The organism is Neisseria brasiliensis, from assembly GCF_009671065.1.
GTDB lineage: Bacteria > Pseudomonadota > Gammaproteobacteria > Burkholderiales > Neisseriaceae > Neisseria > Neisseria brasiliensis.
On record NZ_CP046027.1, the window covers coordinates 2,228,273 to 2,246,965 of the forward strand.

The following is an 18,693-nucleotide window of genomic DNA, read 5'->3' on the forward strand; positions in this document are numbered from 1 at the left end:
ATTTTTAAATTTTGCAAAATACACTCTGCAAAATGAAAAAGTGCTACGCTTTCCACTCATGAAAAGCCTGTCAAACCATAGAAGAAACCGAATTTTTGACAAGCTTAGGGCGAGTGGTTTGTGTAGTAAAATTTAATTTTGCTAGCTGTAACTTTCAGACTGCCTGAAAAACCTACACCCCTTTATTTTCCAGCGATTTTCGGTTTATCCACCACACCAGCGAGAGCATCACAGGCACTTCCACCAGCACACCGACCACCGTTGCCAATGCCGCCCCAGAATGCAAACCGAACAAAGAAATTGCCACCGCCACCGCCAATTCAAAAAAATTACTCGTGCCAATCAAGCACGCAGGGGCGGAAATTTCGTGGGGTAATTTGAGCCATTTTGCCAAAACGTGAGCCAAGGCAAAAATGCCGTAAGTTTGCGCCAGCAAGGGAATGGCAATTAGCAAAATAATCAAGGGATTGGCAATAATGGTTTGGGCTTGAAAGGCAAACAGCAACACCACCGTCAAAATCAAACCCGTAATGGAAAAAGGTTTCAGGCTGCCTGAAAATTGTGCCACCGATTTACCCGATTTTTGTAAATAAGAGCGGGTAAACCACCCAGCCAGCAAGGGCAACAGCACATACAAAATCGTGCTTAAAATCAAGGTATTCCACGGAATTTCTATGTCGCTTACGCCGAGCAATACGCCTGCAATCGGAGCATACGCCACAATCATAATCAAATCATTGACCGAAACCTGCACCAAAGTGTAATTGGGGTCGCCTTTGACCAGTTGCGACCACACAAACACCATTGCCGTACACGGTGCCACACCCAGCAAAATCATGCCGGCAATGTATTCTTGTGCCGACTGTGCGTCCACCCAACCTGCAAAAAACACCCGAAAAAATAACCAGCCGAACACCGCCATCGTAAACGGCTTGACCAACCAGTTGATAAATAAGGTTAAAAATAAGCCCTTTGGTTTTTTGCCCACGTCTTTGATTGCCGACCAATCAATCTGAATCATCATCGGATAAATCATCAGCCAAATCAGTATCGCCACAGGCAAATTCACATGAGCCACTTCCAAAGATGCAACCCATTGAAATACATTGGGAAACCAAACACCCAAAACCACGCCCAGCACAATCGCCAACGCCACCCAAAGGCTTAAAAAACGTTCAAACAACCCCATGATTTACTCCTTATGATTAATAATTTCGCCGTCTTCTTTGATAAACGGGATCGCAAAAGGCGGTAAAAATGCCAAAACTGTTTCGGACGGACGGCATAATTTCACGCCTTTTTCGCTCACCACAATCGGACGATTGATTAAAATCGGTTCACGAAGCATGGCGGAAATGAGTTCGTCATCGCTTAACTTTTCGTTTTGCAAACCAAGCGTTTCATACGGCACTACATTCGTCCTAAGTAACTGGCGGGGCGTGATGCCCATGCGTTTGATTAAATTACGCAAAGTCGTTTCACTTGGCGGATTTTTCAAATATTCAATCACTTGTGGCTCAATACCAGCGTGGCGGATGAGTGCCAGCACATTGCGTGAAGTACCGCAGTTTGGGTTGTGATAAATGGTAATGTTCATAGTTACTCCAATCTTTCAAGAAATATAGAAATATTTGGCAATAATTTTTCAGGCTGCCTGAAAATCACTGGCAAGATTCGCCTGTTTGAGAACAGCAGTTTTGGGTCAGAAAATGGGTCAATGCCATCATCAAATCCAGCTCGGCAAAATAACGCATGTGCCGTCCTTCCTGCACCACACGCACAAGCCCTGAATGCAACAGGCTTTTTAGATGAAAAGACACATTATTCGGGGCAAGGTTAAGCTGTTTTGCCAAGTCGCCAGCAATCATGCCAGTACTGCCTGCGGCGGTAAGTTGTTGAAAAATCGCCAGTCTTATCGGAGAAGACAGGCTCTCAAAGAGTTTGCTTGCTTGTATCGTATTCATAGGCGTAATTATAACAAGAAATTTCAATATTTCAAGTATGATTGAAATGTTTTTTAATTACCCGAAACCACCTTTCCAAATCCAAAAATCACTTTCCCAAAAATCGCCATTCTGTTTCTAAAAATAAAATCCTATAATATCCCCATATTTTTTAATGGGAGAACCCAAAATGACCGACTATCTTGATAATTCCAACAAACAAATCAAACTCGCCCTACAACTGGTTTCAGGTTATGGCGGTGAGTTCCAGTCGTGGCGACTTGCCGACAGCAACGAGCGTGCCTATACCGACATTGATTTTTATGTCCAAATGGCAAAAACGGCTGAACAAGGCAAAATCCACACCCTGTTTATTGCCGATACACCTTCGTTTGGTGGGGCTGGCGGTGGTGCAGACATTGCCACGCGTTCGCCTGCGTTTCCGCTTGAACCGATGGTGATGTTCTCTGCCGTTGCCTACGCCACACAAAAAAATCGGCATGGTGGCGACTTTTTCCACGACTTACAATTTGGCTCGTCAATTAAAAACGCTAGACACATTAAGCAAAGGGCGTGTCGGCTGGAATGCGGTAACCACAGGCACACGAGAGACCGCCTACAATTTTGGCGACAAGCCCCTGCCTGACACGACCACACGCTACGAAATGGCACACGAAATGGTGGAAGCGGTGCAAACCTTGTGGGGCGGTTTTGGCGAAAATGCCTACATCACCGACAAAACCACAGGCGTATTTGCCGACATGAGCCAAATCAAACCTGCCCATTACAAAGGCAAGCATTACCAAGTCAAAGGGGCGTTGCCCATTCCAGCGACACCACAGGGGCAACCGCCGATTTTTCAGGCAGGGCCAAGCCCAGAGGGGATAGAGCTGGCTGGACGTTTTGCCAGTGGTGTGTATGCCAATCCGTTTACGATTGACGAAGCTCGAACCTACCGCCATGTACTCAAACAAAGTGCCATACAGCACGGCAGAAACGCTGACGACATCAATATGTTTAGCGGATTTATGTTCACGATTGGCGATACTTACGAAGAAGCGTTGGCTCGCCGAATGAAGCTCATTGATTTTATGAGTGATGATGAATTTTATGGGCAAATCCGCTATTTATCGGCGATGATTGGCGTGAATTTACACGGGCTTGATTTGAATGAGCCTTTGCCAAAACATTTGCAAAATCAAGCGACACCGCACCCGCATGACCCCCGTTCGCCACGAGCGATAGAACTTATCAAGCAAGGCATGTCGCCCAAAGAAGCCCTTGCCAATGGCGTGATTAACTACCACCCTGTGGTGGTCGGCACGGCAAAAGACGTAGCGGACTTTATGGAAAAGTGGTTTAAAGCAGGGGCAACAGACGGCTTTTCGCTTGCCCCAGACAGCCAAAAAGGCGTGCAAGATTTTGTGGAAAAAGTCGTGCCGATTTTGAAAGAGCGTGGGATTTATCATACTGATTATGAAGGTTCAACTTTGCGAGAGCATTTGGATGTGCCGTATCAATATGGATTAAAAACATAAAGCTAGGCCGTCTGAAAAGAATTTTTTCAGACGGCCTTTTTATGGTTTAAGGTTTCCAATAATGAAAATAATATTTCGATTTATCGCTATTCTTATTTTTATTTTAGAAATATAAAATACACCCATCCTAATCAAGCAACGAGAAATATCATGCAAAACCGCATTACTGAAATCCTGAATATCAAACATCCTATCGTGCAAGCGCCGATGTCTTGGCTGACTGATGCGCGCTTAGTGGCGGCGGTGGCCGAAGCCGGCGGTTTGGGCTTTTTGGCACCGCACGCAGGGCAAACCACAAATCCCACTTCCAATAAAGATGTGATTGAACGTATGCGCAATGAGATTCGCAAAGTGAAAGCGCTGACAGACAAACCGTTTGGTGTGCCGTTTATTTTGTCTTACGATTTTTCGCTGATTCCGCACATGGTGGATTTGTTTATTGAAGAGCGCGTGCCGGTGGTGTTGGATAACGGCTGGTTGGACGCGGATATTTACGCCAAATTCAAACAGGCCGGCATCAAAATTATTTGCCGCTTACCGAATCCGAATTTGCCCGACGCTTTGAAAGCGCAGGAATTGGGCGCAGATATTTTGGTGTTGACCGGTTTTGATGAAGGCGGCACCTTGCCGATGAAAGAAATGGGCAGCTTTTCTGTGTTGGCCGAATTTGTCGGCAAAGTCGATTTGCCGATTATGCTGGCGGGCGGCATTGCCGATAAACGCAGCGTGCAGGCGGCTTATACTTTGGGTGCAGAAGGTGTGTGGATTGGCACGGCCTTTATCGCCACCGAAGAATGTCGCGCCAGCGAAAAAGTGAAAGATTGGATTGTGGATGCAAGCGCCAACGATTTATTGCTGTTCCGCACCGAGCCTTATTACTACCGCTCGCTGCCGACCGAATTGGCCAAACAATGTTTTGAATTGAGCGAAAGCGGTGCACCGCGCAGCGAAATCGCCAAGCTGATGAACGCCGGCACAGGCATGCGTTTGGGCATGCTGGAAGGCAATTTTGAGCAGGGTTATGTGTCGGTGGGCAACGGCATTTCCGCCATCGATAAAATCAAAACCGTGCAGGAATTGGTGGATGAATTGATGAACTGAAATGCTTAAATTGAGGCCGTCTGAAAGTGATTTTTCAGACGGCCTTTTGCGTTAAAATACGCTTTTGCCGATAGAAAGGCAGCCATGAGCAAATGGGACGAACGCTACGCCGCCGATGAATTTATTTTCGGCACCGAGCCGCATGAGTTTATTCGCCGCATTCAGCCGTATTTGCCTGCTTCAGGGCGGGCATTGGATTTGGCGACCGGTGAAGGGCGCAACGGTGTGTTTCTGGTGCAGCAGGGTTTGCTGGCGGAAGGGGTGGATTTGTCGGCGGTGGGTATTGCCAAGGCGCAAAGGTTGGCGGCATTGAAAGGTGTGGATTTTGCCGCACGCGTGGCTGATGTTGCTGAGATGGCGATGCCGTCTGAAACCTATGCGGTGATTAGCTCGGTCAACTGTCATTTTGCCGAACCGGTGCGCAGCCGCGTGGCGCAAAATATCGTTAACGCGCTGGTTTCAGACGGCCTGTTTGCCGGTGTGTTTTTTCATCCCGAGCAGGCGGCATTGGTGAAAGGGCCTAGCGATATCAATATGTTGGCTGATTTGGCTACGCTTCAGACAGCCTTTAGCGGCTTAGATTGGTTGATTGCCGAACACCATCGCACAGGCGAAGGCGATGATGCCAAATCGGTGATTTATTTATTGGGACGAAAGGCCGTCTGAAAATAAAGGTCTCAGGCTTTCACTTCAGACGGCCTCAGCCTTTTATCGGCAAGCCAATAGCGTTATGATGCCAATCATGAAGAATGAAATGATGTGAATCAATATGGAAAAACTATTCGACATCAACGAGCGCGGTTACAGCGTGCGTTGTAAATTATTTTACGAAAAAGACCTGCATGCGGTGGAAAATGTGGTGATTGTGATGCATGGTTTCGGCAGCAGTAAAGACGGCCGCTCGACGGTGAAATTTGGTGAGCGTTTGATTGCCAAGTATCACAATTATGCCGCGCTGGCGTTTGATTGGCCTTGTCATGGGGCGGATGCGCGTAAAAAATTGCTGCTGGATGAATGCCTTGCTTATTTGTCGCTGGTGGTTGAATATGCGCAAACGCAGCTTGGTGCCAAGCGGGTTTATGCTTATGCCAATAGTTTTGGCGGCTATCTCACGCTGAATTATATGGCGCAAAACGGCAATCCGTTTCACAAAGTGGCATTGCGCGCGCCGGCGATTCAAATGTATCAAACTCTGCTGGACAATATGTCGGCAGACGAGCGTAGCAAGGTGGAGAAGGGCAAGGAAGTGTTGCTCGGCTTTGAGCGCAAAATGAAGATTGGCAGGGATTTTTTGGATGCCTTGCAAGCGGCGGACGTGATGCAGCATGATTATTTGGACGATGCGGATAACCTGTTAATTCTACACGGTACGGTCGACGAGATGATCGACATTGGTGTATCGAAAACCTTTGCTGAAAACAATGTGGTCGAATTGATTGCGGTGGAGGGCGCGGATCATCCGTTTTCCCAACCCAAGCATATGGACGTGGCGATTCAGAAGATTATCGGCTTCTTCGCCGATTAAGGCCGTCTGAACGCTGAATATTTTTTGCTGATGCGATTGAACCGCGTATTTTCAGACGGCCTTTGTTATAATATTAACCGATTAATTTTTTGAACTCTGTCAACATGACTGAAAGCAACAAAGACCTGCTCGGCTCCGCTTGGATTATTGTGGCCGCGGTGGGTTTTACCATTATGAACCTGTGCATCAAAGCGGCTTCGCAGGAATTTGGCTTGAATAGCGGCGAACTGGTGTTTTGGCGCATGAGCTTTGCCGCGCTGGTGTTGGGCTTGATGGCGAAAATGCGTGGCGAAACATTCGGCTCTCCGCATTGGAAGCTGCATCTTAACCGCAGCGTCGTCGGCACCTTGGCGATGTTGTGCCTGTTCTACGCGGTGATGCATTTGCCGCTGGCCACGGGCGTGACGCTGGGCTATACCTCGTCGATTTTTTTTGGCGGTGTTTTCGTTTTTGGTGTTGAAAGAACGTATTGCGCTTTATACGCAGGCGGTGTTGGTGTTGGGCTTTATCGGCGTGGTGGTGTTGCTGAACCCGTCGTTTGAGAGCGGTCAGGTGTTTCCGGCGCTGATTGGTTTGGCCGGTGGTGCGATGTCGGGTTGGGCATATATGCAGGTGCGCGAATTGTCGCTTTTGGGCGAACCGGGCTGGCGGGTGGTGTTTTTCCTGTCGATTACCGGCATGGTAGTGTCGGCGGTGTGGGCGAGTGTTTCCGGCTGGCATGCGTTATCGTGGGGCAGTACCCCGTATTTGCTGGGGATTGGTGCCAGCGCGACGGTGGCGCAGTTGTGCATGACCCATGCTTATAAAGTGGGCAACAAATTTACCGTGGCATCCTTGTCGTATTTAACGGTGGTATTCGCTGCTTTGTCGGGCATGTGGCTGCTGGGCGATAAAATCACTTGGCAGGAAGTGCTCGGTATGATTATTATTGTGGCTAGCGGTGTATTAAGCGGCATTAAGCCGGTTTGGATAAAGCGGCTTTTTTTCAAATAAAACGAGGAGCAAAACATGATTTCTATCCGCGAGCAGTCTTACGGCCTGAATGTGGCTTTGTACAACGAATTTACCTTAGATGATTTCCGCGAATTGGAGCAGGCTTTGCTTGACTGCAAACAAAAAATCCGTCTGCCCGATATGCTTTTGGATATGACGCTGCTGAAAGATTTCACCATCGATATGGCGGTGGAGCAGATTAAGTTTTTAAACGAACACGAAGACGATTTCGGCCGTGTGGCGGTGGTGACCGACGACATTTGGATTAAGCTCGGCGCACGTTTATCCAGCCTGATTACCAACCAGCATCCGAAATATTTTGATGATGTGGCCGAAGCGCAAGCTTGGCTGTTGGAGCGCAATTCCAAATAATGATTTAAGGCCGTCTGAACATGATTCAGACGGCTTTTCGCTTTGCAAACATAAAGGAACGAATATGCATTACCACACGATTAACCAAGATTTAAACATGAGCCGTTTGGTGCATGGCTACTGGCGCGCGCATGAATGGTAATTAGATGCCCAAGGCTATTTGAAGCTGATTCATGAGGTGTTGTATTTAGGCATCAACACTTTCGACCATGCCGCGTGTTATGGTGGTTTCATCAACGAAGGCCAATTTTGCGAAGCATTGAAATTGGAAAAAAGCCTGCGCGATCAAATGACGATTGTGAGCAAATGCGGCATTTCGTTCCCCAACGAAGCCTTGCCACAGATGAAAAGCAAATTTTATGACAACAGCGCGGAACATATTATCTGGTCGGCCGAGCGTTCGGTCAAAGAATTAAATTGCGATCATCTCGACTTATTGCTGATGCACCGTCCGCCACCTTGCCTGAACCCAGAAGAAGTGGCGGCAGCGTTTGATAACCTGCATTCGCGTGGCTTGGTGCGCCATTTTGGTGTGTCAAACTATTCCACTCAAAAATTCAATATGTTGCAATCATATGTTAACCAAACCTTGGCGACCAACCAAATCGAGATTTCTCCTTTGCACATCGTCCCATTTGAAGACGGTAGCTTGGATTATCTCTTGGAAAAACGCGTCAAACCAATGGCATGGTCGCCTTTGGCCGGCGGTCAATTGTTTGATGGCAGTGATGAACAAAGCCAACGCGTTGCCCAAGCTTTGTTGAAAGCAGGCGAGGCTTACAACGAAACCCGCATCGACACGCTGGCCTATGCTTGGCTGCTCAACCACCCGAGTGGCATGATGCCGATTGTCGGCTCCGGCAAAATCGAGCGCGTGAAAAATGCCGTTGATGCGCTGACTATCCGCTTCAGCGAAGAAGCATGGATTAATGTGTATTCTGCCGCATTGGGGCATGAAGTGCCTTAATGGTCGGGACTTGGCATCCTGCCTTTTTATGCCTGCATAAGAGGAAGGATGCCAACTTAAAGAGAGTCAGTCAGCTTCTTAGCGAAAATGCTTTTTCCACACCAAGCAAGCTAACATCACGCATGCACCGATACCACACCACATCATATCGGCCTGCGTATCCCACTCATAGCCTTGCGTGCCTAAAAATGCTTCCGCGCTTTGGCCGCTCAACACCGCCACCAGCCATTCAATCAATTCATACACCGCGCTAATCGCTATGCACACGCAAAGGCTGAGGAAAACCAACCATTTTCGGCTGGTGATGACTTGGTTTCGCCACAAAATTTCCGCTGCGATGACTGCCGGTGAAAAGCCCTGCATAAAGTGGCCGAGTTTGTCGTAATTGTTGCGCTCCCAGCCCATCGGCTCTTTCAGCCAGTCAAACAGTGGCACTTCGGCATAAGTATAATGCCCACCGACAATCAGCACCACCGCGTGAAACGTCATCACCCAATAGGCAAAATCGCTGAAGCGAAAGCGGCGGTAGGTTGCCAGCAGCAAAACCGTGCCGATGATAGCCGGCGCCACTTCCAAGCCCCAAGTCGGGTAGTCTTTTGGGCTGATGCCCGACCAAATTAACGTCGCGCCGACAATCGCCAGCATCAGATGATAACGGTTCATAAGTATCTTAAGGAATCAAAATGGCATAATAGCAAAAAGGCCGTCTGAAAAATATGTTTTCAGACGGCCTGAGACCTTTGCAAAACCCTAGATTTGAGTACAGTTCAAAGTTGTAGAGCAGCGCAGAAAGCGCAGACATATCATAAAGATAGGCAAGCTTTCGAGCAGCGCACAACGAAGAAATGTGCCAAAGATAGGGATTTGCAAAGGTCTCAGCTTTAATCATCATTAACTAATTAATTACATGACTTCCAAGGTCTCAATGCCGAGCAAATTTAAACCTTGTTTCAGCGTATCGCCGGTAAGCTTGGCCAACTGCAAACGTGTGTTGCGTGCTTGGCCTTCGGCTTTCAAAATCGGGCAGGCTTCGTAGAAGCGTGAGAACAGCGTGGCCACTTGGTAAAGATAGGCGGCCAAGTAGTGTGGATGGCTGCTCTCGGCGGTGCTGCGCAATACGTCTTCAAATTTCAGCAACTCCAGCGCCAGTTGTTTTTCCAAAGGCTCGGTCAAAGCCAAAGGGGCGGCTGCATCCCATTCGCCGGCTTTTTTGAACACACTTTGCACGCGGGTGTAGGCGTATTGCAGGTAAGGCGCGGTGTTGCCTTCAAAGCTCAACATCGCATCCCAATCGAACACATAATCGCTGGTGCGGTTTTTGCTCAAGTCGGCGTATTTTACGGCGCCAATGCCGACGGTTTGGCCGATTTGGGCGACTTCTTCCGCGCTCAAATCCGGGTTTTTGCTTCGCACCAATTCGGTGGCACGCTCAACCGCTTCATCGAGCAGATCCACCAGCTTCACCGTATCGCCCGAACGGGTTTTGAACGGTTTGCCGTCTTTGCCCATCATGGTGCCGAAGCCGATGAATTCCGCTTCTACGTTTTCCGGCAAGTAGCCGGCCTTGCGTGAAGTGGTGAACAGCTGTTCAAAATGCAAACCTTGGCGGTGGTCAACGATATACAGCAAGCGCTCGCCTTTCAGACGGCCTACACGGTAGCGCACGCAAGCCAAGTCGGTGGATGCATACAAAAAGCCACCGCCTTGTTTTTGCACGATAAACGCCGCTGGTTCGCCTTCTTTGTTTTTGAATTCTTCCAAAAACACCACTTTCGCGCCGTCATCTTCAACCGCCAAACCTTGCGCCACCAAGTCATCGACCACCGGCTGCAAATCGTCGTTGTAAATTGATTCGCCCGCCACATCTTCAGGGCGCAGCTTCAAACCCAGCGTGTCGTAAACGGCTTGCGCGTGGCTTAAGGAAATCTCGACAAACTGCTTCCATAAGGCCAATACGGTTTCATCGCCGCCTTGCAGTTTCACCACATATTCGCGCGCAGTGTCGGCAAATTCAGGGCTTTCGTCAAAGCGCACTTTGGCGGCGCGGTAAAATTGCTCCAAATCGGCCAGTTCAAATGCGGCATTGTCTTTTTGCTGCTCCACCATATAGGCCACCAGCATGCCGAATTGCGTGCCCCAGTCGCCGACGTGGTTTTGACGGATGATGTTGTCGCCCAAAAATTCCAATACGCGCGAAATGCTGTCTCCGATGATGCTCGAACGCAAATGGCCGACGTGCATTTCTTTGGCTAAGTTGGGCGAAGAATAATCGATGACCACGGTTTTCGGGTTGGTATTTTCAGCCACGCCCAATCGGGTGTCGTTTAAGGCCGTCTGAATATTTTGTGCCAAAAAATCAGCATGTAAACGCAGGTTGATAAAGCCCGGACCCGCCACTTCGGCAGATTCGATAACGGCATTGCCAGCCAGCGCATCGGCCACTTTTTGTGCCAGTTCGCGTGGATTTTGCTTGGCCTGTTTGGCCGCACCCATCACGCCGTTGATTTGGAAATCGCCGAAATCGGCATTTTTGGCCGGTTGCAATACAACAGGCGCACCGGCAATATTGGCGACGGCGAAAGCGGCTTCGGCTTCACGCGCTACGGTTTGGTGTAAATTCATGGTGTTTCAGTCTCTTAATAAATGCAAGTCATGCGGTCGTTTGTTCAGGCGGTATTTTAAGGGAAATCGGTGCTTTAAAACAGCATAAAGGCCCTTACATTCGCCTAACAAGTGCAATTTCCAATAACAGAAAAGGCCAGTATGCGGTAGTATACTGCCTTTCCTGACAAGAAAGATTGCAATATGGCCTACACACAACTGACCTCACACCAAAGATACTACATTTCCAGACATTACCGCAACCTACCCCTAAACCAAATCGCACAGAACATCGGTTGTCATCCCGCCACCGTCAGTCGGGAAATCAGACGGCATTCCGTCAACGGAACCTACTGTTACCGAAAAGCACAACAGCAAAGCGAAGTTAAAAAGAAAAACAAAAAGCCAACCAAACTGACTACTGCCGTCAAACAGACTGTTAACAAACTGATTACCCAAAAATACAGCCCCGAACAAGTCTGCGGCTACCTGCTGAAACATCAACACATCAAACTGCACCACAGCACCCTTTACCGCTATCTCGCCAAAGACCGTCAAAACGGCGGCGACCTGTACACCCATCTGCGTATCGTTTCCAAACCCTACCGCAGAAAATACGGCAGCGGCGCATGGACAAAAGGCAGCGTACCGGACAGAACCGACATTGAACACAGACCTGCCATTGTCGATCAAAAAGAGCGGGTCGGCGATTTCGAGATGGACACCATTGTCGGTAAAGACCAAAAAAGCGGACTGGTGGTTGCTGTTGAAAGAAAAACCAAATTTGTCGTTATCCGCAAAATCAGCAATTTCAAAGCAGAAGATGTAGCCCGGGTAGTGATTCGGGCATTGAAGCCGTTTAAAGATATCATTCAAACGATTACTTTGGATAACGGTAAAGAGTTTTACCGACATAAAACCTTTGCCAAAGCCCTGGGTGCGGAAACTTACTTCTGCCGTCCATACCATTCTTGGGAAAAAGGCTTGGTGGAGAATACCAACGGGCTGATCAGACAATACTTCCCAAAGGGGACGGATTTTAGGAAACTGGGTGCTAAAAAGATTGGGTAAGCGGATTAAATGGTTGATCTTACCTTTGCATGAGAGTGAGACAGACCGGCATCTCATCGGATTATCTGGTTGATGCTTCACCTACTGCTGGTGCATGTTTCCTTCGCTAATTCCAGCAAGAACCCCACACGCCTCAATTTCCCGGTCATCGTTGCAACTCGCTCTCAGTGAAACGAGTTGTTTCTCAAGCGCTTGCAGAGCGGTTATCTGCGACCGCACATGAGAGATGTGATCATCGAGCAAGGTGTTGACGGCGGTACAAGGCTGATGAGGGTCGTCCTGATAGCTCTGTAGTTCGTGAATCTCAGCCAGTGACAGGCCTAGGATTCTGCAGCGACGAATGAAGGCCAGCCCCTCACCATGCTTCTCGGTATAGACACGGTAACCGTTGTCCTGCCGATCAGGCGGCGGCAACAAGCCCTGCTGTTCATAGAAGCGGATCGTCTGTGTTTCGACCCCTACCAACTGTGCCAACTGACCAATGCGCATCAGCCTCCTCCCCAACGGATTCTTTACTCTATTGACCTTATAGTAGCTTTATAGTTTAAAATGGTACCACAACATTGTTCAAGTGGAGTCATATCATGAGTAAATCCTGTGGTGGCGCCTGTGGCGGTGATGCAACGTCCGCAGCGGATACCGATATACAGGCCTCCTCCGAGGGGCCAGGGAGATGGGTCAGTGTTTATGCCGTGCCGAAGATGGACTGTCCATCAGAAGAACGAATGATTCGCCTGGCCCTGAACGGCGTTGAGGAGATTCGGGCACTGTCCTTCGACTTGTCGAACCGCCGGCTGAAGGTCGTGCATGACGGCGAGGCTGAGCCCATTACCGCGAAACTGAAGACCTTGGGGCTAGGCGCCTCGCTTCAGGAAACCGTCGCTGCAAATCCGGAGACCATCAAGGCCGCCGAGTTTTCGGCAGCTTCTGCTAAGCAAGAATCCGGGACCCTGCGCTGGTTGCTCGGCATCAATGCACTTCTGTTCGTGGTGGAAATGACTGCCGGTCTGATCGCCCGGTCCACCGGCCTGATTGGAGAATCCCTGGACAATTTTGCCGATGCGGCGGTGTACGGGCTTACCCTTTATGCGGTTGGACATAGCGTGAAAGTGCAGGTACGTGCCGCGCATCTTGCTGGTGTACTGCAACTGATCTTGGCTGTGGGCGTGCTCGTCGAGGTGGTGAGACGCTTTGTATTCGGTAGTGAGCCTGAATCGCTGGTGATGATGGCTATCGCATTCGTCGCATTGATTGCCAATACCAGTTGTCTGCTGCTCATATCCAAACATCGGGAAGGCGGGGCGCACATGAAGGTAAGCTGGATATTCTCGGCCAACGACGTGGTGATCAACCTGGGGGTCATCACCGCCGGCGCTCTGGTCGCGTGGACCGGGTCCAATTATCCGGATCTGATTATCGGCACCATCGCGGGGGTAATTGTACTTAACGGTGCCAGACGCATTCTGGCACTCAAGGATTAAGCAATGTCCATTTTTGGCAAACATCTGTCACCGTACGCTCTGTTGTCCATATCGGGCCTGCTGGCAGCGTCTGATCAGGCCGTAAAATGGCTGGTGCAACAATCAATGGCATATGGCGAGTCTATTTCAGTGACCTCATTCTTTAACTGGGTACACGTATGGAATACCGGTGCCGCATTCAGTCTTTTTGCGAATGGTGGAGGCTGGCAGCGCTACTTTTTTATCGGAATCGCGGTAGTGGTCTCGATTTTTCTGATCAAGCTGATCCTTGAAAATCGTCATAAAGGAGAAGCCATCGCTTACAGTCTTATCCTCGGTGGCGCCATGGGTAACCTGATTGACCGGGTCTTTCGCGGCTATGTTGTGGATTCCTTTGATTTCTATTGGCGAGACTGGCATTGGCCGGCCTTCAACCTGGCTGATATTGCAATTGTCCTCGGTGCCTTACTTTTCGTTTCCAGCAGCTTGTTGGGTAAAAAAGCAAACACCAATGCCGAGCCGGATGGATCTGACTGACACCTACGCCTATACAACACCATGACCGAACTTCCCGACAACATCCTTCACCTGCCGCAATACCAAGTACTGGGCTGCAAATCAACCGACGACGAAATGCACTTCCAGGTGGACGTGCCCGATCCCATCGCCTGCGAGGGATGCGGCATGCAGGGTGAGTTCGTACGGTTCGGCAAGCGTGACGTTCCCTATCGTGATCTGCTCATCCACGGCAAACGGGTCACTCTCTGGGTGGTCCGCCGCCGATACACCTGCCGGGCCTGCAAGACAACATTCAGGCCCCAGCTACCGGAGATGGTGGACGGATTCCGTATGACACTGCGGCTGCATGAGTACGTGGAGAAGGAATCCTTCAACCACCCCTACACCTTTGTGGCGGCACAGACCGGCCTGGACGAGAAGACGGTGCGCGACATCTTCAACGCCCGCGCCGAGTTCCTGGGGTGCTGGCACCGCTTCGAGACGCCCCGCATCCTGGGCATTGACGAGCTATACCTGAACAAGCGCTACCGCTGCATTCTGACCAACATTGAGGAGCGAACCCTGCTCGACCTGCTGGCCACCCGCCGCCAGGACGTAGTGACCAACTACCTGATGAAGCTGAAAGACCGGCAGAAGGTCGAGATCGTCAGCATGGACATGTGGAACCCCTACCGGGCAGCGGTCAAGGCTGTGCTGCCCCAGGCCCGTATCGTGGTCGATAAGTTCCATGTGGTGCGCATGGCCAACGATGCCCTAGAGAGAGTGCGCAAGGGCCTCAGAAAGGAGCTGAAACCGTCCCAGAGCCGGACTCTCAAGGGAGACCGGAAAATCCTGCTGAAACGCGCTCACGAAGTCTCAGACCGGGAGCGCCTCATCATGGAGACCTGGACAGGCGCGTTCCCGCAACTGCTGGCCGCCTACGAGCACAAGGAGCGCTTCTACGGCATCTGGGACGCCACCACACGGCTCCAGGCAGAAGCCGCCCTGGACGAGTGGATAGCCACCATCCCGAAGGGCCAAAAGGAAGTCTGGAGCGATCTGGTCAGGGCAGTGGGAAACTGGCGCGAAGAGACCATGACCGACTTCGAGACGGACATGCCCGTCACCAACGCTTACACGGAGTCCATCAACCGACTGGCCAAGGACAAGAACCGTGAAGGGTGCGGTTACTCCTTCGAGGTGATGCGGGCACGAATGCTCTACACCACGAAGCACAAGAAGAAGGCACCGACTGCGAAGGTCTCTCCTTTCTACAAGAAAACCATCGGTTACGGACTGCCGGACTTCGCAGAGGAACTCAACTACGGAGTCGATCTATCAACCATCTGAGGGTGGTATCAGATTGATGGGGTGAAGGTGACCCATCAACCATTAAATCCGTATACCCATGTATTTAAAATGCAAATGAGAATTTTACCTATTTAAATCTTTACGCTTTTTTGCTTAGAAAACGAAAGTTAAAGCGAAGATACTCTTTTTCTTAAATGGTGGTAATGACGCTCAATACGAAAATAAAATATTCGATTTATTTCGAATATGAATTTTCTGGAAAATTGCACAAAAATTTAGGCCGAAAAAATTTGATTTTTATTGAATAATTCATCCGATTGGTTTGCCAGTCGGAATAAATACTGATAGGATTTAAGTCGTCTTTTTAAGTAGGGTAATTGTGACAAATGCTGTCATCAAGCAGCATTGGTAAATTTTACCTGTAAATCAGATGTTTTGGCGGGAAAACCGTCATATGTTTCGCTTAAATATTCAATTTAGAAAACTAAATTTTCTAAATTGAAAATATACGAATCGACTCGAAAGAATGCTTTCGAAGTCGGTGTTTGTAACCCAATATAAGGATACTGATATGTCCACTCAATTGCACGATGTAGATCCGATTGAAACACAGGAATGGTTGGATGCATTAAGCTCGGTTTTAGAAACTGAAGGTACCGAACGCGCCCACTTCCTGCTGGAAAATTTGGTGAAATACACCCGTCGTCGCGGCGTTCACATGCCGTTTGATGCCACCACTGCGTACTTGAACACCATTCCTGTGGGTAAAGAGCAGAAATCTCCGGGTAACCACGAATTGGAACACCGCATCCGCTCTGCGATTCGTTGGAATGCAGCTGCCATGGTGTTGCGTGCAGGTAAAAAAGATTTGGAATTGGGTGGTCATATCGCATCTTTCCAATCGGCTGCTACGCTGTATGACGTCGGTTTCAACCACTTCTGGCGCGCTAAAGGTGAAGGTGAAGAAGGCGATTTGGTGTTCTTCCAAGGTCACGCTGCGCCAGGTATTTATGCCCGCGCATTCGTTGAAGGTCGCTTGACTCAAGAACAACTGGACAACTTCCGTCAAGAAGTGGACGGTAAAGGTATTCCTTCTTACCCACACCCACACTTGATGCCTGATTTCTGGCAATTCCCAACCGTATCAATGGGCTTGGGTCCGTTGATGGCGATTTACCAAGCACGTTTCTTGAAATACTTGGATTCACGCGGCTTGAGCAAAACCAAAGGCCGTAAAGTTTGGGTATTCTGTGGCGACGGTGAAATGGACGAACCGGAATCTCAAGGTGCGATTGCATTGGCTGCCCGCGAAGGTTTGGACAACTTGATTTTCGTCATCAACTGTAACTTGCAACGCTTGGACGGCCCGGTACGCGGTAACGGCAAAATCATCCAAGAATTGGAAGGCAACTTCCGCGGAGCCGGTTGGAACGTATTAAAAGTGATTTGGGGCAGTAAATGGGATGCCTTGTTAGCGCGCGATACCAATAATGCCTTGAAACAACGCATGGAAGAGGTGTTGGACGGTGACTACCAAACCTACAAATCTAAAGACGGTGCGTATGTGCGCGAGCATTTCTTCAATACGCCTGAATTGAAAGCCTTGGTTGCCAATATGTCTGACGAAGAAGTTTGGGCATTGAACCGCGGTGGTCACGACCCACACAAAGTGTATGCAGCTTACCATGAAGCGGTAAACAATGCCGGTGGTCGTCCGACTGTGATTTTGGCAAAAACCATTAAAGGTTACGGCATGGGTGCTTCAGGTGAAGGTCAAAACGTTGCCCACCAAGCCAAAAAAATGGACGTAAAATCGCTGAAACAATTCCGCGACCGTTTCGGCATCGATGTTACTGACGAGCAAATCGACAGCGGTGACTTGCCATACTACCGCTTTGCCGAAGACAGCGAAGAAATGAAATACTTGCGCGAACGCCGTAACGCCTTGGGTGGTTACCTGCCGCAACGCAACCCGAACAACGAAGCCTTGCCGATTCCTGAATTGAGCGCATTTGACGGTCAATTGCAATCAAGCGGCGATCGTGAGTTCTCGACCACTATGGCGTTTGTCCGCATCTTGTCAACTTTGTTGAAAGACAAGCAAATTGGTAAACGTATTGTGCCGATCGTGCCGGATGAAAGTCGTACCTTTGGTATGGAAGGCATGTTCCGCCAATACGGTATTTGGAATCCTAAAGGCCAACAATACACTCCGCAAGATAAAGACCAATTGATGTTTTATAAAGAATCAGTTGACGGTCAAATTCTGCAAGAAGGTATTAATGAGCCGGGCGCAATGGCCGACTGGATTGCTGCGGCAACATCATACGCCAACAGCCGCTATGCCATGATTCCGTTCTACATCTACTACTCAATGTTCGGTTTCCAACGCGTTGGCGACTTGGCATGGGCAGCAGGTGACATGCACGCACGCGGTTTCTTGTTGGGCGGTACTGCCGGTCGTACAACCTTGAACGGTGAAGGCTTGCAACACGAAGACGGTCACAGCCAAATTCAAGCTGATCTGATTCCAAACTGTGTATCTTACGATCCGACTTTCCAATACGAATTGGCGGTTATTATTCAAGATGCATTGCGCCGCATGTATGTAGAAAACGAAGACGTGTTCTACTACCTGACTTTGATGAATGAAAACTACACCCACCCGGCCTTGCCACAACGTAAAGGCATTGAGCAAGAAATCTTGAAAGGTATGTACTTGCTGGAAGAAGGCGGCAAATCTGACAAGAAAGTTCAATTGATGGGTTCGGGCACCATTTTGCAAGAAGTGATGGCCGGCGCGAAATTGCTGAAAGAAGATTTCGGCGTGGAAGCCAACGTGTGGTCTTGTCCTTCATTCAACGAATTGCACCGCGATGCCATGGAAGTAGAACGTTACAACCGTCTGCATCCGTTGGAGGAAGCTAAGTTGCCGTTTGTGGCGCAACAATTGAAAGGCCATGAAGGCCCGGTCGTTGCTGCTACCGACTACATCCGCAGCTTTGCAGAACGCATCCGCGCCTACATTCCAAACGATTTCCACGTGTTGGGTACCGACGGTTTCGGCCGTTCCGACAGCCGTGCAAATCTGCGCCGCTTCTTTGAAGTTGACCGCTACAACGTAGCCGTTACCGCTTTGGCTGCCTTGGCCGATGAAGGTAAAGTAAGCAAAGAAACCGTACAACAAGCCATTGAGAAATACGGTATCGCCACTGATACCGCACCAAGCTGGGAACGCTAAAACGTTTCAGACGGCCTCGTGATAAACAGGCCGTCTGAAAACAGATTTTGAATGTTATTCTTATTCAAAATC

General features: G+C 49.3%; 17 protein-coding genes and 2 pseudogenes. 13 read left to right on the plus strand and 6 right to left on the minus strand.

The genetic code is table 11. From position 1 onward, the window contains the following. Positions 1–172: 172 nt before the first annotated feature. The 3 genes from arsB to GJV52_RS11115 form a co-directional block, all read right to left on the minus strand. Positions 173–1,189, minus strand: a complete 1,017-nt coding sequence (gene arsB, locus GJV52_RS11105; protein ID WP_100564413.1) for an ACR3 family arsenite efflux transporter — start codon at positions 1,187–1,189, stop codon at positions 173–175. Between the two features lie 3 nt (positions 1,190–1,192). Further along, complete coding sequence (gene arsC, locus GJV52_RS11110; protein ID WP_095502049.1) at positions 1,193–1,597, minus strand: arsenate reductase (glutaredoxin); 405 nt, start codon at positions 1,595–1,597, stop codon at positions 1,193–1,195. 64 nt (positions 1,598–1,661) lie between these two features. Continuing rightward, on the minus strand, positions 1,662–1,964 hold the full coding sequence (locus GJV52_RS11115; protein ID WP_014550505.1) for an ArsR/SmtB family transcription factor: 303 nt from the start codon (positions 1,962–1,964) through the stop codon (positions 1,662–1,664). A 169-nt stretch (positions 1,965–2,133) separates the two neighbouring features. On the opposite strand from GJV52_RS11115, the gene GJV52_RS13325 reads away from it, so the two are divergent. From GJV52_RS13325 to GJV52_RS11150, 8 genes and pseudogenes are all read left to right on the plus strand, one after another. Beyond that, positions 2,134–2,589 (plus strand): LLM class oxidoreductase, encoded by a 456-nt coding sequence (locus GJV52_RS13325; protein WP_229436872.1) that lies wholly within the window; start codon positions 2,134–2,136, stop codon positions 2,587–2,589. After that, on the plus strand, positions 2,474–3,481 hold the full coding sequence (locus tag GJV52_RS11120; RefSeq protein WP_229436870.1) for an NtaA/DmoA family FMN-dependent monooxygenase: 1,008 nt from the start codon (positions 2,474–2,476) through the stop codon (positions 3,479–3,481). The genes GJV52_RS13325 and GJV52_RS11120 overlap by 116 nt, the downstream gene beginning before the upstream one ends. A gap of 150 nt (positions 3,482–3,631) precedes the next feature. Then, positions 3,632–4,582 carry an NAD(P)H-dependent flavin oxidoreductase gene (locus GJV52_RS11125; protein WP_100564415.1) on the plus strand — a complete coding sequence of 317 codons (951 nt, stop codon included), beginning with the start codon at positions 3,632–3,634 and terminating at the stop codon, positions 4,580–4,582. Positions 4,583–4,666: 84 nt separating this feature from the next. Continuing rightward, entirely contained in the window at positions 4,667–5,248 is a 582-nt protein-coding gene (locus tag GJV52_RS11130; protein WP_095501739.1) for a class I SAM-dependent methyltransferase, read from the plus strand. Between the two features lie 103 nt (positions 5,249–5,351). Further along, positions 5,352–6,107, plus strand: coding sequence for an alpha/beta hydrolase (locus GJV52_RS11135; protein ID WP_095501740.1), 756 nt, complete (start codon positions 5,352–5,354; stop codon positions 6,105–6,107). Positions 6,108–6,211: 104 nt separating this feature from the next. Beyond that, positions 6,212–7,100, plus strand: a pseudogene (locus GJV52_RS11140) (DMT family transporter). 15 nt (positions 7,101–7,115) lie between these two features. Next, entirely contained in the window at positions 7,116–7,472 is a 357-nt protein-coding gene (locus tag GJV52_RS11145) for a SpoIIAA family protein (RefSeq protein WP_095501741.1), read from the plus strand. Positions 7,473–7,632: 160 nt separating this feature from the next. Beyond that, positions 7,633–8,439, plus strand: a complete 807-nt coding sequence (locus GJV52_RS11150) for an aldo/keto reductase (RefSeq protein WP_198511420.1) — start codon at positions 7,633–7,635, stop codon at positions 8,437–8,439. Between the two features lie 78 nt (positions 8,440–8,517). On the opposite strand, the gene GJV52_RS11155 is transcribed toward GJV52_RS11150, so the two are convergent. Beyond that, positions 8,518–9,102 carry a DUF2238 domain-containing protein gene (locus GJV52_RS11155; RefSeq protein ID WP_100564417.1) on the minus strand — a complete coding sequence of 195 codons (585 nt, stop codon included), beginning with the start codon at positions 9,100–9,102 and terminating at the stop codon, positions 8,518–8,520. A 240-nt stretch (positions 9,103–9,342) separates the two neighbouring features. Beyond that, positions 9,343–11,061 carry an arginine--tRNA ligase gene (gene argS / locus GJV52_RS11160; protein ID WP_095501743.1) on the minus strand — a complete coding sequence of 573 codons (1,719 nt, stop codon included), beginning with the start codon at positions 11,059–11,061 and terminating at the stop codon, positions 9,343–9,345. Between the two features lie 183 nt (positions 11,062–11,244). On the opposite strand from argS, the pseudogene GJV52_RS11165 reads away from it, so the two are divergent. Continuing rightward, positions 11,245–12,105 (plus strand): annotated as a pseudogene (locus GJV52_RS11165) (IS30 family transposase); the annotation flags it as partial. 87 nt (positions 12,106–12,192) lie between these two features. Here the strand turns inward: GJV52_RS11165 and cadR are convergent. Continuing rightward, entirely contained in the window at positions 12,193–12,600 is a 408-nt protein-coding gene (gene cadR / locus GJV52_RS11170; protein WP_154212902.1) for a Cd(II)/Pb(II)-responsive transcriptional regulator, read from the minus strand. Positions 12,601–12,695: 95 nt separating this feature from the next. Here cadR and GJV52_RS11175 point away from each other — a divergent pair, with 95 nt between their 5' ends. The 4 genes from GJV52_RS11175 (at position 12,696) to aceE (ending at position 18,621) form a co-directional block, all read left to right on the plus strand. After that, entirely contained in the window at positions 12,696–13,592 is an 897-nt protein-coding gene (locus tag GJV52_RS11175) for a cation transporter (RefSeq protein ID WP_100564565.1), read from the plus strand. Between the two features lie 3 nt (positions 13,593–13,595). Next, positions 13,596–14,108: a signal peptidase II gene (lspA, locus tag GJV52_RS11180; protein WP_008609163.1), complete on the plus strand. Its 513-nt coding sequence runs from the start codon at positions 13,596–13,598 to the stop codon at positions 14,106–14,108. A 21-nt stretch (positions 14,109–14,129) separates the two neighbouring features. After that, entirely contained in the window at positions 14,130–15,419 is a 1,290-nt protein-coding gene (locus GJV52_RS11185; protein WP_154212903.1) for an ISL3-like element ISPpu12 family transposase, read from the plus strand. 532 nt (positions 15,420–15,951) lie between these two features. Next, entirely contained in the window at positions 15,952–18,621 is a 2,670-nt protein-coding gene (aceE, locus tag GJV52_RS11190) for a pyruvate dehydrogenase (acetyl-transferring), homodimeric type (protein ID WP_095502802.1), read from the plus strand. Positions 18,622–18,693 lie beyond the last annotated feature (72 nt).